This window comes from Massilia eburnea (genome assembly GCF_009720745.1).
Lineage (GTDB): Bacteria > Pseudomonadota > Gammaproteobacteria > Burkholderiales > Burkholderiaceae_D > Rugamonas > Rugamonas eburnea.
In genome coordinates, this window is record NZ_WNKX01000014.1 from 63,717 (window position 1) to 78,809 (window position 15,093).

Sequence of the window (15,093 nt, forward strand, 5' to 3'; positions counted from 1 at the left end):
ATGAAATACTTCGTCGCCGTAGCCTTCGTGCTGATCATCGGCAGCCTGGCATCGGCCTTCATCAGTATGATGCGCAGCAAATCCGCCAATCCGAAAATGGTGCGGGCCTTTGCGCTGCGCGTGGGCTTTTCCATCGCGCTGTTCATCACCATCCTGGTGCTGGCAAAACTGGGCTACATCAAACCAACCGGCATACGATAAATGCAAAAAAGCCGCATCCGCACAGAGCGCGACCTAGGGCGCGTTCTGGCCGATGCGGCTTTTTTTGCGGGTAGATTATACCCGTGTCTTACATCCAGTACACGACGACGTACAGGCCGAGCCAGACCACGTCAACAAAGTGCCAGTACCAGGCCGCGCCTTCGAAGGCGAAGTGGTGTTCCGCGCTCATGTCGCCGCGGATCAGGCGGAACAGCACGACGGACAGCATGATCGCGCCCATGGTCACGTGGAAGCCGTGGAAGCCGGTCAGCATGAAGAAGGTCGAACCGTAGATGCCGGAGGTCAGCTTCAGATTCAGTTCGCTGTAAGCGTGCATGTACTCAAACGCCTGGAAGCCCATGAAGGTTGCGCCCAGCAGGATGGTAGCGGCCAGCCAGAAAATCGCCTTGGAACGGTTGGCAGCTTGCAGCGCGTGGTGCGAAATGGTCAGGGTCATGCCCGAAGCCAGCAGCAGCGCGGTGTTGATGGTCGGGATCGGGAACGGGCCCATGGAGGTGTACGAATCCACGGTGCCTGCAGGACCCACGCCGCCATTCCACACGCCGTTGTAGTCAGGCCAGATCATCTTGTGATCCAGGTCCGACAGCCAAGGCATGGTGATCGTGCGTGCATAGAACAGCGCGCCGAAGAAGGCGCCGAAGAACATCACTTCGGAGAAGATGAACCAGCCCATCGACCAGCGATAGGACACGTCGATACGCTTGGAGTACATGCCTTTTTCCGATTCGGAAATCGCATCGCCGAACCAGCAGTACAGCACGCACAGCGTCATGGCGATACCGGCCAGGTTGACGCCCATGCCCCAGGAGGCATCGTTCACCCAGGCGGAAGCGCCGATCATGGTGACCAGCAGGGAAATACCTGCCAGCATTGGCCACTTGGAAGGACCAGGCACGAAGTAGTACGGTGCCGCGGCGTTATTAGAGCTCATCTTGTTCTCCCTAAAATCCTGCAATAATTTACTTTGAAACCACGAGTTTTACGATCGTAACCAGCAAGCCGATGAACATGGCCGCGCCCAGCAAACCGGCGATGATGACGTGGACCGGCTTGATCTTCTCCTGGTCCTTGTCAAAATCGCTCTTGCGGCGCAGGCCAAAGAACGACCAGATCACTGCTTTCATCGAATACAAAAACGATCCCATCTGCCTTCCTTAGTTGGACGCCTGCTTGTCAAAGCCGGCCGCCTCGATAAAGGTGTACGACAGGGTGACGGTCTTCACGCTCTTCGGCACCGCCGGATCGATGAAGAACACCACCGGCATCTGCCGCGCTTCCTTCGGTTTCAGCACCTGCTCCTTGAAGCAGAAGCATTCCACCTTCTTGAAATGCGGCGTCACTTCCTGCGGCGTGTAGCTCGGGACGGCTTGCGCCTTCACCGTGCGGTCCACGCTGTTGACTACTTCGTACACCACGGTGGTCATTTCGCCGGGATGCACGGTCACACTATTCTGGGTGGCGCGGAAACGCAAAGTGCCCTGCACATTGCTCACCAGCTCCACCGTGATTTCACGGCTCATGTCGACCTGGCTGTTCTTGGCCACCTGTTCCGGCTTGCCATCGATCAGGTTCAGTCCCAGCACCTCGCACAAGTGCTTGTACACCGGGATCAGCGCGTAGCCAAAGCCGAACATCATGACGGCGATGACCAACAGCTTGCCGAGCAGTTTCTTGTTGCCGCCGCTTCCCTCGTTGCTCATATCAGTGGTGCCCCAGCGTCCATTGCTTGATGATCACGGATGCAAAGAACACGACGGCGACCGACAACAGGATCAGGGCCAGGCGCAAGTTGCTTTTCGGCTTCTTCGGGTCAGACATTTTCTACTTCCTACGGGGACGGCGCGAACCGTCCCCGAAAAACAGCATTACTTGACGGTCGGCGGTACTTCGAAGGTGTGGAACGGCGCCGGCGACGGCACGGTCCACTCCAGGCCTTCAGCGCCATCCCATGGCTTGGCTTCCGCTTGCTTGCCGCCACGGATGGTTGGCAGCACAACGAAGAACAGGAAGAACACCTGGCTCAGACCGAAACCGAAGGCGCCGATGGAGGCGATCGAGTTGAAGTCCGTGAACTGCGCCTGGTAGTCAGCGTAACGACGCGGCATACCGGCCAGGCCCAGGAAGTGCATTGGGAAGAAGGTCACGTTGAAGGTGATCAGCGAGGCCCAGAAGTGGACCTTGCCCATCGTCTCGTTGTACATGTGGCCAGTCCACTTCGGCGCCCAGTAGTAGAAGCCGGCGAACAGGGCGAACAGGGAACCTGCCACCAGCACGTAGTGGAAGTGCGCCACAACGTAGTAGGTATCCTGCAGCTGGATGTCGACCGGGGTCACTGCCAGCATCAGGCCGGTGAAGCCGCCCATGGTGAACACGAAGATGAAGCCGACCGAGAACAGCATCGGGGTTTCAAAGGTCATCGAGCCTTTCCACATGGTCGCGATCCAGTTGAAGACCTTCACGCCGGTCGGCACGGAGATCAGCATGGTGGCGTACATGAAGAACAGCTGCGAGGTCACCGGCATGCCGGTGGTGAACATGTGGTGGGCCCAGACGATGAACGACAGGATCGCGATGGACGCGGTTGCGTACACCATCGATGCGTAGCCGAACAGCTGCTTGCGGGCGAATGCCGGAATGATCTGCGACACGATGCCGAAGGCCGGCAGAATCATGATGTACACCTCCGGGTGACCGAAGAACCAGAAGATGTGCTGGTACATGACAGGGTCACCGCCGCCGGCGGCGTTGAAGAAGGAGGTGCCGAAGTGACGGTCGGTCAGGGTCATGGTGATGGCGCCTGCCAGAACCGGCATCACAGCGATCAGCAGGTAGGCGGTGATCAGCCAGGTCCAGCAGAACATCGGCATCTTCATCAGGGTCATGCCAGGAGCGCGCATGTTCAGGATGGTGACGATGATGTTGATGGAGCCCATGATCGACGATGCGCCCATGATGTGCATGGCGAAGATACCCATGTCCATGCCGATACCCATCTGGGTCGACAGCGGAGCGTACAGGGTCCAGCCGGCAGCGGTGGCGCCGCCAGGCACGAAGAACGAGCCGGCCAGCAGCAGCGCTGCAGGAGGCAGCAGCCAGAACGAGAAGTTGTTCATGCGCGCGAACGCCATGTCGGATGCGCCGATCTGCAGCGGGATCATCCAGTTGGCGAAGCCGACGAAGGCCGGCATGATCGCGCCGAACACCATCACCAGGCCGTGCATGGTGGTCAGCTGGTTGAAGAACTCAGGCTGGAAGAACTGCAGGCCCGGTTTGAACAGTTCGGTACGGATCATCAGTGCCAGCACGCCGCCGGACAGCAGCATGATGAACGAGAACCACATGTACAGGGTACCGATGTCCTTGTGGTTGGTCGCGAACAGCCAACGGCTCAAGCCGTGTGGGTGATCGTGTGCGTGATCGTGATCGCCGTGGGCGTGATCGTGTGCGTGATCGATAGTGCTCATGTAATGCTCCTAATTACTTGGCGCGAGCAGCCACAACTTCGGCTGGCTGGACGATGTTTTCCGCTGGCTTGTTCGACCAGTTGTTGCGGGTGTAGGTGATCACAGCCGCGATATCGGTGTCAGACAGTTGCTTCCATGCCGGCATTTCGGATGGGAACTTGCCCGATTTCTTACCGTTCAGCAGAACGTGGATCTGGTCGGCTTTAGGACCGTTGACGACTGGCGAGCCGTCCAGGGCAGCGAACGCGCCTGGCACGCCCTTGCCGGTTGCCTGGTGGCAGACCGCGCAGTTAGCGGTGTAGACTTTTTCGCCCTTGGTCTTCAGTTCGTCGATGGTCCAGGTCTTGTTAGGATCGTCTGCCAGGGCAGCCATTTCCTTCTTCTTGCCTTCGACCCAGGCGGTGTACTCTTCGGCGGTCACGACTTTGACCACGATAGGCATGAAAGCGTGCTCTTTACCGCACAGTTCGGCGCAGTTGCCGCGGTAGGTGCCAGTGTATTCCGCTTTGAACCAGGTGTCGCGCACGAAGCCGGGAATCGCATCCTGCTTGACACCGAAGGCCGGGATCATCCAGGCGTGGATCACGTCGTTGGCGGTGGTGACGATGCGGACCTTCTTGTTAACAGGCACGACAACTTCGTTGTCCACTTCCATCAGGTAGTTTTCGTTGCGCTTGCCGGTGAATTGTTCGCCCGGGTTGCCAACTTGTTCGCGCGGAGTGGCCAGGTTGGAGATGAAGGAGATGCCTTCGCCTTCGCCCTTCAGGTAGTCATAGCCCCATTTCCACTGCATGCCGGTGGCTTTGATGGTGATGTCGGCGTTGGAGGTGTCCTTCATCGCCACCACGGTCTTGGTCGCTGGCAGCGCCATGCCGATCACGATCAGGAATGGAACAACGGTCCAGGCGATTTCAACGGCGGTCGATTCGTGGAAGGTGGCGGCTTTGTGGCCGACCGACTTGCGGTGCTTAAAGATCGAATAGAACATCACGCCGAACACTGCGACGAAGATGACCATAATGATCACCATCATCATCGTGTGCAGGTTGTAGATGCTTTCAGCGATCTGCGTTGCAGGAGCCTGCAGGTTCAGCTGGTGCACCATCGGACCGCCGGTTGCGCCGGTCGCGCTGGTGTAGTCCTTAGCCGCTGTCGCCGCAGGCTCGGCCCACGCCGGCATTGCTGCGGCGGTAACGGCCAAGCCGAGCATCAACGATTGAAGTCGCTTCGCAAGTTTCATGTTTTCCCCAACCACCCAAAAATAAAGAAAATTTTTGTGCGCCAGGGCCGCCTAACTGCGTCCCCGCCGCACGCTAAACACCTAAAGGTTCCTAGCCTGCCCAGCGCGAAAAATCGCGTCCGAACTGTGCTGGAACCTTGAAAATCACTGAGGATGACCACACATCATCATCAGATTGATGCCACGTTTGCCGGCCCTGGACCGTTTGCTTGCGTTCGGCTGGGCGTTTTATTGGCAAAATTAGTCAATGATTATACCTAGTGAACATGTTCTACATCAAGGGCAGACACCCTTGTGTTGTGGTAGTAATTGGCATCTTCGCGCTTCTCTGCCTAATTTTTAGGCTTCCTGGGCAAATCAAAACGAATAATCGCCTCACCGCTGCTGGTCACCCTTGGCGCTGGGCGGAAGGCATGGCCGTAGATCACTTCGAAGGTCAGGGCCAGCTTGCCGTCCGCACGGCGCTGTTTTTCCAGGCCTTGCAGCATGCGCTGGTAGGCCTGTTTGCCGAGCAGTCCCTTGCGGCGCGTTTGCAGCGGGTTGCCGCCCAGGGCGCGCGCATCGGCCAGCAGTTTTTCCGCCGTGTCGTAGGTAACCGTTATCTTTTCCATATCCATCACCGGTTCGGCGAAGCCGGCTTCCACCAGCTGGTCGCCGAAATCGTGCATGTCGACGAAGGGCAGCGTGTGCGGCGCCAGGTCGACGTCGGCGAAGGCGGTGCGCAATTCCTGCAGCGTGTCCGGGCCGAAGCAGGAGAACATCAGCAGGCCGCCCACCTTCAGCACGCGGTGCCATTCCGCAAACACGCGGTCAGGCTGCGGGTGCCAGTGCAGCGCAAGGTTAGACCAGACCAGGTCGACATTGTTCCGTGCCAGCGGCAGGTCGGCCATATCGGCGCACAGGTAGTCAATGCCGGACTTTGCTGGTAATAATTTGCCAATCAATTGGCTCAGGCCCGATTTGGCGGCCTGGCCGCGGGCGGCGGCGATCATGGCGGGGGACGTGTCGACGCCGAGGATCTGGGCCGCGGGATAGCTCTTTTGCAAGGTTGGCAGGTCCGGGCCGGTGCCGCAGCCGGCATCCAGCACGCGCAGCGGGTTCACTTTGACCAGCTGCAGGCGCTCGTGCATGCGGCTGGCGATCTCGCGCCGCAGGAAATCGGCCTCCGCCACGCGGGCCGGGTCGGAAAATATGGCGCGGACGCGATCCAGGTCAATAGGTGCGCTTAATTTCGGCGGTTTTGCTGGGGCTTGCATATTTATTACGGCTTCTTAATGGGATAATCCGGGCAGTTTACTCGTTCGCGGGGATTTGCGATGGCTGGTGCGATTGCTCAAGGCCTGCTGGCGGCCCTGTTGCCCTGTAATTGCGTGCTGTGCGGCGGCAGCGGAGCGTCGCTGCTCTGCTCCGGCTGCCACGGCCAGTTCTTCACCGCCGCGCCCCGGCGCTGCCCCGTCTGCGCCAATCCCCTGCCGCCCGGCGCCCCCGGGCGCGTGGTGCCGTGCGGGCGCTGCCAGGCGGATCGTCCGGCTTTCGACGCGACTTTCGTGGCGGCCGACTATGCGCTCCCGGTCGACCGCCTCGTGCTTCAGTTAAAATTCGCCCGCCAGCTTGCGTTGGCGCGCCTGTTCGGCGGTTTGCTGGCCGACGCCGTGCTGCGGGCTGAAAGCGATCCCGGCGCACTGCCGCTGGCGCGTCCAGCCCTGCTCTGCCCTGTGCCGCTTGGCCTGCAACGCCTGACCGAGCGCGGATTCAACCAGGCGCTTGAAATCGCCCGCCCGCTAGGCAAGGCCCTCGGCATCGCCGTCCATGCCAGACTTGCACTTCGTGTGCGCGAGACGCCGGCCCAAAGCAGCACCCCGCACGGCGCACGCGAGTCCAACATGGCGAACGCCTTCGCCATCCCCGACCGCGCGCTGGTCGAAGGACGGCATATCGGCCTGGTGGACGACGTGATGAGCAGCGGCCAAACGCTGCAGGAACTGGCCGCAACGCTCAAGCGCCACGGCGCCGCGCGCGTGACGAACTATGTGTTCGCCCGCACGCCCCCGAATACGAATTAGGAGAAGCAATGTTTCATGTAGTGCTGGTCAACCCGGAAATCCCGCCCAATACGGGCAACGTGATCCGCCTGTGCGCCAACACCGGCGCCCAGTTGCACCTGATCGAACCGCTCGGCTTCCCGCTCGACGACGCCAAGATGCGCCGCGCCGGCCTGGATTACCACGAATATGCGCAGATGAAGGTGCACAAGGACTGGCAAGCCTTCCTGGCCGATGTACAGCCCGACGCAGCCCGCATGTTCGCCATGACCACCCACGGTTCGCGCCCCTTCGCCGAACTGGCGTTCCAGCCCGGCGACGTCTTCGTGTTCGGTAGTGAAACGCGCGGTCTGGCGCCGGAATTCCGTGAATCCTTCCCTACCGAGCAGCGCATCCGCCTGCCCATGATGCCGGGCAACCGCAGCCTTAACCTCTCCAACACCGTGGCCGTGGTGGTGTTCGAAGCATGGCGCCAGCACGGCTACGCCGGCGGCGCCTGAGCAATTAAAACGCCGCCCGAAGCGTCAGCCGCAGCTTACGCGGCTCTCCCGGATGAAAATGGATGTCGTTCACGCCTTCCGCCGGTTCGCCTGGCAGGCGCGAGGGATAGTAGTAATCGACATCACTTGCCCTGCGGTCGAACAAGTTGAAGACGTCGGCCGTCAGCTGCCAGCGGCGGTCGAAGCGATAGCTGGCGCGCAAGTAGGCGATGACCGTGCTCGATGAGCGAACGCTGTTATCTTCAATGAGCGGGCGCGGCCCGAAATAGCGCATCTGGAATGCGCCGGACCATGGACCTACGTCATTCAAGGTCGCCCCGAACGAAGCCACCTTCTCCACCGCGCCCGGCACGCGGTCGCCGGCCGGATCGAATTCCGTGTAGTGCGCACGGGAATATGCCAGGTCCAGATCGAGCAGCAGGTGGCTGCTGGCCGCGTAATGGTTGTTCCACTCGATGCCGGAACGCTTGCTGGCGCGGCTCGGCGCGGTATCGCCGGCATCGCCGGAAAATACCAGTTCGGACGCAGAACGCAGGCGCCACACTGCCACCGAGCTTTGCAGGCCTTGCACCAATTCGCTGCGAGCGCCAATTTCGGCGCCGCGCGTTTTCACCAGCGGCGTGACCGGATCAATCGGCTGCAATTCTCGCGGCGCCAGGTGCGCCGTCGTCCCGCGCGCATCGTTGCTGTGGAATCCTTCGCCGTAGTTGACGAAGAATTCCGTTTTCTCCCACGGTCCAAGAACCAGCGCCAGTTTTGGCGAAGCCACGTGATCGTTCGCCTTGCCGCTATTCGCCGCAATCGAGCTGTGGACCACGAAGCGGTAACGGTCGTAGCGCAGGCCGGCGATGGAGCGCAGCCATGCCGTCCACTGCACGGTGTTCTGGAACCAGGCCGCCAGGCTTCCCTCGGATACACGCGATTCCGCGATCGGATGCAAGAGGCGCTGCTGCGCAGTCGCGAACAGCCCGAGCGGAGCGATATGATCCAGGCGTCCCTGCAGGCCGATAGCGTTTTCCATCGGCATGCCCGCCATCTGCCCGAAGCATGTGTGCGACAGGTCGAATCCAGTCATGGTTCGGCGTTCGTGCTGCAGCACCTGGTCGCCGTTGACGGGGTCGTCAAGGAAGTAGGTGACATCGTTGTACAGCGATAGTTCGGAGCGCACCGCATAGGCGTGCGCCTCCGTCAGCGTCGCGTCGCCGCGCCTGCGCCATTCAGTGGAAAGGCTGTAGCGCGAAGTACGGCCACCATCGCTTGGATCGGCAGCGCCGAATTCGTCCAGCCGCCCATCCTGCACCGCGCGCAGAGGAATCTGGCTGGTGGCGCGCCAGCCAGCCTTGTAGCCCATCGCCGTAACGCTGAACCGCTCACCGCCGCCGCCCGCGCTGTAACGCAGCACACCGGAGACTTTGTGGAAGGCTTCGGGCATTTGCCACGGGCCATCGTTGTGCCCCAGTTCCAGCGCATACAGCAGGTTGCCGCTGCCCGCGCCTGCGGAATTCACCAGCAGGGCGCGCAGATAGCCATCCGCATCCGCCGTCAGCGATGCAGCGCCTTCATTCAATTTATCGGCCAGGCTCATATGCGCAGCCCCTGCCGATGCAAAGTCACCCTCGTCGGCGTGGTAAGGGCCCTTGCGGTAGTGGATTTTGTTCACCAGCTCCGGAATCAGGAAGTTCAGGTCCGTGTAGCCCTGGCCGTGCGCGTGGGTGCGCATATTGACCGGCATGCCATCGACGAAAGTGGCGAAGTCGGTGCCGTGGTCCAGGTTGAAGCCGCGCAGGTAATACTGGTTCGCCTTGCCGTCGCCGCTGTGCTGCGCGACGATCATGCCCGGCACGAATTCCAGGATTTCCGCAGGCCGCAAAGCTGGCCGGTTGGCGATCAGCTTCGCAGTGATGGTGCCTTCGCTGGCGGCATCGGATGTGCCGACAGCGTTTTCGTAGTGGCCTGTCACCTGGACCCTGAACGGCAGCTCCTGCTGCTGGTCTTGCGCATGTACTGGCGCGGCAACGCACAGCGCCCCCGCGACCACGGGGATCATTGTCTTGTTCATTTGGATGTTTGAGTCGGCAATCCCGCCCACCTCCCCGTGAGCGCGACCGAACAGCGCACGCACCGTCGCCGATGCACGCACCACCTGTCTGGCCGGTATCCGGGCTGGCAAGTCTGACCGGCTTGCCTTCCCATGCCTGTGGCACAGTGGCTTATCGAGTCGGCCTGTCGTCGAGCGACGACGCTTGCTTACCGTTGCGGGGGCAGCACACCCTGGCCTGCCGGCTGATATAGCGCGGCCATGTGTTTCCCGTTTAACTGCACGCTTGAACGCGCGCGGGGCACCAAACGGGGGCGATTATACGTAGGTTTGCCGCCTCATTCAATTTTGTTATCTGGCCACCGGTCAGTGGCGACCAGGTCTTCCAGTTTGCCGCGCATGGCCCATCCTTCCATCTCCAGCATCGGCTTTGGGTAGAAGGCATCGACGTGGCCGAGGCAGATGACGGCGACCGGCTTGCCGCCTTCCGGAATGCCAAGTAATGCCGCCAGCTTGTCCGGGTCGAACAGCGATACCCAGCCCATGCCCAATCCTTCGGCACGCGAGGCGAGCCACATGTTCTGGATCGCGCAGGCCACCGACGCCAGGTCCATTTCGGGAATCGTGCGGCGGCCGAAGATGTGCTTTTCGCGCCGGTCCATCAGGGCGGCCACCAGCACCTCGCCGCAATCGCGGATGCCTTCCACCTTCAGGCGCATGAATTCCGCATTGCGTTCGCCGAGCGCAGCGGCGGTGGCCTGGCGCTCTTCTTCCACCAGTGCCTGAATCTGCTGGCGCAGTTCCGCGCTCTGGATGCGGATGAAGCGCCAGGGCTGCATCAGGCCAACGCTGGGCGCCTGGTGCGCTGCGGAGAGCAGGCGCAGTAACAAATCTTCGTCGACCGGTCCCGGTACGAAATGGCGCACGTCGCGCCGTTCGGCAATCGCACAATAAACGGCGCTGATTTCGGCCGCGTCAAAACTGCTTTTCACTTTGCTCTCACTGCTGGTGGAACACGAGTTCCTCGACCTTTTCGCCATTGCAAAGGTGACGGTCGATGATGCGGTCCATATTGTCGGGGGTGACATTGTAGTACCAGGTGCCGTCCGGCTGGACGCAGACGATCGGGCCACCCTTGCAGGCGGCGAAGCAGCTGACGCGGCTGCGCTTCACCCGCAGCTCGCCCTCGTTCAGGCCCGCCGCCTTGAATTTCTCGCCCAGGCTGTCGAACAGCGCTTGCGATTGTCCGTCGGCAGTGCAGCGCGGGCCGGTGCAGACCAGCAGGTGGCGGTGGTAGCTGCCGATTTTCGGCTTCACTGGTGCGTCGCTGTCGCTCATGCTTCGCTCTCCTCGGCAGCGTTGGTGGCTTCCGCTTCCCATGGTTCATCGAGCGTGGAGCGGATGTAATCGGCCGGCAGGCGGTATTGGACTGCCAGCGCTTCGATGCTGGTGCCGCCTTCGTGCTCGGCGCGCAGCGTGTCCAGCCATCCCAGCAAGCCGGTGGACAGCGAACGGCCGGCGCGTTCGCCTTCGCGTGTGGCGCCGCCGTCCTGCATATCGTATTTGTTGGCATATCCGCGCGGCGTGACCATCAGGCCATCGCGCACGAAGGTGTTGCTGTTGCCGATCAGGACGGTGCTGAGCATGCCGATGTCGGCGTCCCCCATGCTGTCGAGCGTGGTGAAAACGATGTTCTCGCGGCGGCGGTAGGCGCTCTTGACGATGGCGACCGGCGTGTCGGGACGGCGATGGCGCAGGAACAGGCGCTGCGCCTCGACGATCTGGCGCGTACGGCGGCCGCTTTTCGGGTTGTACAGCGCGACCACGAAATCGGCCATCGCCACCGCATCCAGGCGGCGGGCGATGGTTGGCCATGGCGTCAGCAAGTCGGACAGCGAAATCGCACAGAAATCGTGCGTCAGCGGCGCACCGACCAGCGCGGCGCAGCTGTTCAGGGCCGATGCGCCAGGGATGATTTCGACCTGCACCGGATCGTCCGGCGTCCAGCCGGACTGGAACAGCACCTCGTAGGTCGGGCCGGCCATGCCGTACACACCGGCGTCCCCGGACGAGATCAGCGCCACTTTCTTGCCGGCGCGGGCCGCTTCCAGTGCGCTCACGGCGCGGTCCAATTCCTCGGTCATCGACTTGCGGATGATCTCCTTGCCTTCGATCAGGTCGGCCACCAGCTTGATGTAGGTGACGTAGCCGATCACCACCTCAGCTTCGGCGATGGCATCGCGGGCGCGCTGCGTCATGTGGTCCACACTGCCGGGGCCAATCCCCACCAGCATGATCTTGCCGGCGCTTGCTTCTGTATTCATGTGATTTTCCTTGCGATCGAGACGGTGACGTTGCGGTTGTCGGCGCCCCTGTGTTTGAATTTTTCGACCACCAGGGCGGTCATCGGAGTTTGCGGCCCGGCCGCCAGCAAAGCGGCAGCTTCGCTCACCGAGGGCGTGCCGGTATAGCGGCGCACGGTCTCGGAGGGATTCGGTACCGGCACCACCGCCAGTTCCTCGGGAGCGTAGAAGTGCAGCGGCCAGCCGTGCTCCTCGGCAAAGGCCAGCAGCGCGGCCTCATCACGCTTGAGCGTAATGCTTGCCGCAGCCACCACCTGCCCAGGCAGCGCGCCCGCTTCCGCCAGCGCGCAGCCGACCGCATCGCGCACGGTCTGCAGTGCGGCGCCGCGGTCGCAGCCAAGTCCGACGGTGAACTCGCTCATGCTGCGTTGTCCAGCGGCGGGCGGTACACCACCAGTCGCTCATGCAGCGCATTCCAGCGCTCGGCAGGCACGTCGTCATGCGTGACCCACAGCACGGCCGCGTAGCGTTCCTGCAGCACTTCGTCAAAGCGCTTGAAGCAGTGGATGTTTTCCGGCAGCGGGGTCGGACGGATCCACCAGTCAGGGCTCCCCGCCTCCTGCACGAAGGCGATCGGCTCGCCGTTCACCACGTGCGCGGAAACGCGGGTAATGTTGATTTTTGGTGCTTCGACGCGCCAGCCGAGGTGGCGCCCCAGGATGTCGACTGGGATGGTGCGGCCGACATCCGACGCGGTAGTGAGCACCGGCGCCGCGCCCAGCAGGTCGGCCACGCGCTCGCTCCACTCGTTGGCACCGCCGACGTGGCCGGACAGGACAGGGATCACGAACTGGCCAGCGTCGTCGACCACGATCACACCGGGATCCTCGTCCTTGCTGCGCAAATGCGGCGCGATCAGGCGCACCACGGCGCCCAGCGAGACGAAAAACACGATCTGGTCGTAGCCTTCGAACAGCGGGCCGATTTCGTCGCGCAGCGCGCCCTCGTAGGCACGTAGGGCGTTCGGCAGGCCTGCGAACTGCGCAGCGAACTTGGCAGAAGTGCAGATGTCTGCGCTTGGCAGGTCGGCGGCAAGGCACGCGGCCTGCGCTGCGCCATGCTTGGTAATGGCCACCAGGCAGAGGCGCGGGGCAATAGTTTCAGTGAGGATTACGCTGCTCATGCAGTCTCCAGGATGGTGGGTTGTGGGCCTTCCTTCTTCAGGCAGCCTTTGATTCGTTCGCCGCGAATGCGATGCTTGTGCTTGACGATCAGCAGTGAGAGGTAGCTGACTTTGGTGCCTCGCAGCGTCAGGATTTCGACGGCGCTGAAACGGCGTTCGTCCGGCGCGCCAACGCGTTCGATGAAATGCGCGCCGGCCAGCAGATCCTTGCGCTCCAGCCAGTCGATCAGTTCATCGAGCAGCGGCTTGACCTTCATCAGCACCAGGGTGTCGAAATCCGGCAGCAGCCGGTCGACGGCGCTTACGCCATAAGCCGCCGGCACGATGGCCACCGTATCGTCCTGCTCCGCGAACGGCACCGGCACATCGGCGCAGGCGGCAGTGAAGGAATTGACGCCGGCGATGACTTGCACCTGCACACTGTCGTCCAGGGCACGCACGGTGCGCGCCAGGTGGCCGAAAGTGGCATAAGTGCTGGCATCGCCCTCGACCAGGAACAGCACGTCGCGCCCTGCGCGCAGCCAGGGCAGCACCGTCTCGGCGGCCTTGAGCCAGGCGCGCGCCAGCTTTTCGCCGTCGTGCGTCATCGGGAACAGCAGCGTGTGATGTACTTCAGGCGGCGCGACGCCGGCGCGATGCACGATGTCGAAGGCGTAGCTCGGCGTCTTGCCGCTGCGGGCCGGGTAGACCCAGATGGCGTCGCGCCGCTGCAGCGCATCCCAGGCGGCGCGTGTAATCAGGCCGGGATCGCCGGGACCGAGCGAGATGCCCCACAGGATTCCTGTCATGCCGGGCCTCCCACGCGGCGCGCGCAGACGATCCACACCGGGTTCTCGGCCGCCATGCGGTGCATGTGCAGGATCGGCTTGCTGCGTGCAGCTTGCAGCTGCAGCACGTCCCAACTCACGCCCTCGCCTTCCAGTGCCTGCAAGGCCGCCGTGGCCGCGGCCAGGTTTTCCAGCGTGACGAAGTTCATCACCAGCGTGCCGTTCGCGCGCAGGCGGAGCAAGATGCCGGTAATCAGCCCGGCCAGTTCGCCGCCCGAACCGCCGATAAAGACCGCATCCGGGTCGGGCCAGGCATCCAGGCATTCGGGCGCTTTGGCGTGATACAGGCTGTAGTTGGCAACGCCGAACGCAGCGTGGTTGCGGCCCGCGATGGCGCAATCTTCCTCATTCTTCTCAATGGCAAAAACGTGGCCCTGAGGGCACAGGCGCGCCGCTTCCAGGCCAACCGAGCCGGAACCGGCGCCGATATCCCATACGACGCTGTCGGCCCGCAGCTGCAGGCGGGCCAGGCTGACGGCGCGCACCTCCTGCTTGGTGATCAGGCCCTTCTCTGGCTGCCGCTGCTCGAATTCGGCGTCCGCCAGGCCAAAGCGCACGGGCCGCGGCATTGGCGCCACGCGCCACAGCAGCACCACGTTGAGGGCGGCGAAGCGCATACTTGCTGCTTCCTGCGGACTGAGTTCGGCCAGCACACGCTCTTCCGGCTGCAGCAGGTTTTCCGCCACCGCCATATGGAATTCGTCGCCCAGGCCCTCGGCCAGCAGCAGGCGGGCAATCCGGTCAGGGCTGTTGTCAGGGCTGGTCAGCACCAGCAGGCGCGAATGCTGGCGCAGCGCCTGCGCCAGCGCGTACAGGCCGTGGCCGGGCGTTGCGCCGCGCGCCCATTCGCCGGCGTCACGCGCATGCACCGAGACGATGCGGGCATCCTGCCAGGCAAGGCCGATACGCGCACAGGCCAGCTGCAGCGTCGACAGGTTGGGCAGGATCTCCAGCGCTTGCACGCACAGGTGTTGCGCCAGGTAGGGCGCGATGCCGTGGCACAGCGGGTCGCCGGTTGCCAGCACCACGCAGCACAGGTTGTCCGCACGCGCGGCACGTACCCATTCCGGCACTTCCTTCAGGCTGCCGGTCAGGTCGCGGCAGATGGCGCCGGCTTTGAATTCGTTTTTGAGCAGCGCCAGCGTGCGGGCGCCGCCGATCACGACGTCGGCAATGCGCAGCCAGGCCAGCGCGGTGGCATTCAGGCTGGCGGCGCCATCGTCCAGCACGCCGATCACGCGGCAGGGATTGGGGTCAATGAGACTGGTATCCAT

At 62.6% G+C, this 15,093-nt stretch carries 18 protein-coding genes and 1 riboswitch; of the genes, 3 read left to right on the forward strand and 15 right to left on the reverse strand.

The window, feature by feature from the left end:
- On the forward strand, positions 1-201 hold the full coding sequence (locus GM658_RS17985) for a DUF2909 domain-containing protein (protein WP_155455435.1): 201 nt from the start codon (positions 1-3) through the stop codon (positions 199-201).
- Positions 202-289: 88 nt separating this feature from the next.
- Here the strand turns inward: GM658_RS17985 and GM658_RS17990 are convergent, their stop codons facing one another.
- The 7 genes from GM658_RS17990 to GM658_RS18015 all read right to left on the reverse strand — a co-directional run bounded on the left by GM658_RS17990 (position 290) and on the right by GM658_RS18015 (position 6,182).
- Positions 290-1,153 carry a cytochrome c oxidase subunit 3 gene (locus GM658_RS17990; protein ID WP_155455436.1) on the reverse strand — a complete coding sequence of 288 codons (864 nt, stop codon included), beginning with the start codon at positions 1,151-1,153 and terminating at the stop codon, positions 290-292.
- A gap of 28 nt (positions 1,154-1,181) precedes the next feature.
- Positions 1,182-1,367, reverse strand: coding sequence for a DUF2970 domain-containing protein (locus tag GM658_RS17995; protein WP_155455437.1), 186 nt, complete (start codon positions 1,365-1,367; stop codon positions 1,182-1,184).
- 9 nt (positions 1,368-1,376) lie between these two features.
- Positions 1,377-1,922 (reverse strand): cytochrome c oxidase assembly protein, encoded by a 546-nt coding sequence (locus GM658_RS18000; RefSeq protein ID WP_155455438.1) that lies wholly within the window; start codon positions 1,920-1,922, stop codon positions 1,377-1,379.
- A 1-nt stretch (position 1,923) separates the two neighbouring features.
- Complete coding sequence (locus GM658_RS29105) at positions 1,924-2,040, reverse strand: cytochrome oxidase small assembly protein (RefSeq protein WP_211841891.1); 117 nt, start codon at positions 2,038-2,040, stop codon at positions 1,924-1,926.
- Between the two features lie 47 nt (positions 2,041-2,087).
- Positions 2,088-3,686: a cytochrome c oxidase subunit I gene (gene ctaD, locus GM658_RS18005; protein WP_155455439.1), complete on the reverse strand. Its 1,599-nt coding sequence runs from the start codon at positions 3,684-3,686 to the stop codon at positions 2,088-2,090.
- 13 nt (positions 3,687-3,699) lie between these two features.
- Complete coding sequence (gene coxB / locus GM658_RS18010) at positions 3,700-4,926, reverse strand: cytochrome c oxidase subunit II (RefSeq protein WP_155455440.1); 1,227 nt, start codon at positions 4,924-4,926, stop codon at positions 3,700-3,702.
- 332 nt (positions 4,927-5,258) lie between these two features.
- On the reverse strand, positions 5,259-6,182 hold the full coding sequence (locus GM658_RS18015) for a methyltransferase domain-containing protein (RefSeq protein ID WP_155455441.1): 924 nt from the start codon (positions 6,180-6,182) through the stop codon (positions 5,259-5,261).
- A gap of 60 nt (positions 6,183-6,242) precedes the next feature.
- Between GM658_RS18015 and GM658_RS18020 the strand changes: the two genes are divergently transcribed.
- Together GM658_RS18020 and trmL are read left to right on the forward strand one after the other, a co-directional pair.
- Positions 6,243-6,989 carry a ComF family protein gene (locus tag GM658_RS18020; RefSeq protein ID WP_155455442.1) on the forward strand — a complete coding sequence of 249 codons (747 nt, stop codon included), beginning with the start codon at positions 6,243-6,245 and terminating at the stop codon, positions 6,987-6,989.
- Positions 6,990-6,997: 8 nt separating this feature from the next.
- A complete protein-coding gene (gene trmL, locus GM658_RS18025; protein ID WP_155455443.1) occupies positions 6,998-7,468 on the forward strand; it encodes a tRNA (uridine(34)/cytosine(34)/5-carboxymethylaminomethyluridine(34)-2'-O)-methyltransferase TrmL in 471 nt (156 codons plus the stop codon).
- A gap of 4 nt (positions 7,469-7,472) precedes the next feature.
- On the opposite strand, the gene GM658_RS18030 is transcribed toward trmL, so the two are convergent.
- From GM658_RS18030 to cbiE, 8 genes are all read right to left on the reverse strand, one after another.
- Positions 7,473-9,527, reverse strand: coding sequence for a TonB-dependent receptor (locus GM658_RS18030; RefSeq protein WP_170298865.1), 2,055 nt, complete (start codon positions 9,525-9,527; stop codon positions 7,473-7,475).
- 73 nt (positions 9,528-9,600) lie between these two features.
- Positions 9,601-9,830, reverse strand: a riboswitch (cobalamin riboswitch).
- Positions 9,831-9,844: 14 nt separating this feature from the next.
- Entirely contained in the window at positions 9,845-10,546 is a 702-nt protein-coding gene (bluB, locus tag GM658_RS18035; protein WP_155455444.1) for a 5,6-dimethylbenzimidazole synthase, read from the reverse strand.
- A complete protein-coding gene (locus GM658_RS18040; protein WP_211841892.1) occupies positions 10,506-10,844 on the reverse strand; it encodes a (2Fe-2S) ferredoxin domain-containing protein in 339 nt (112 codons plus the stop codon). Before GM658_RS18040 ends, bluB begins: the two co-directional genes overlap by 41 nt.
- On the reverse strand, positions 10,841-11,830 hold the full coding sequence (cobJ, locus tag GM658_RS18045) for a precorrin-3B C(17)-methyltransferase (RefSeq protein WP_155455446.1): 990 nt from the start codon (positions 11,828-11,830) through the stop codon (positions 10,841-10,843). Before cobJ ends, GM658_RS18040 begins: the two co-directional genes overlap by 4 nt.
- Positions 11,827-12,231, reverse strand: coding sequence for a cobalamin biosynthesis protein (locus GM658_RS18050; RefSeq protein WP_155455447.1), 405 nt, complete (start codon positions 12,229-12,231; stop codon positions 11,827-11,829). Before GM658_RS18050 ends, cobJ begins: the two co-directional genes overlap by 4 nt.
- Entirely contained in the window at positions 12,228-12,992 is a 765-nt protein-coding gene (locus GM658_RS18055) for a cobalamin biosynthesis central domain-containing protein (RefSeq protein WP_155455448.1), read from the reverse strand. Before GM658_RS18055 ends, GM658_RS18050 begins: the two co-directional genes overlap by 4 nt.
- Positions 12,989-13,780 carry a precorrin-2 C(20)-methyltransferase gene (gene cobI, locus GM658_RS18060; protein WP_155455449.1) on the reverse strand — a complete coding sequence of 264 codons (792 nt, stop codon included), beginning with the start codon at positions 13,778-13,780 and terminating at the stop codon, positions 12,989-12,991. The genes GM658_RS18055 and cobI overlap by 4 nt, the downstream gene beginning before the upstream one ends.
- On the reverse strand, positions 13,777-15,093 hold the full coding sequence (cbiE, locus tag GM658_RS18065; protein ID WP_155455450.1) for a precorrin-6y C5,15-methyltransferase (decarboxylating) subunit CbiE: 1,317 nt from the start codon (positions 15,091-15,093) through the stop codon (positions 13,777-13,779). The genes cobI and cbiE overlap by 4 nt, the downstream gene beginning before the upstream one ends.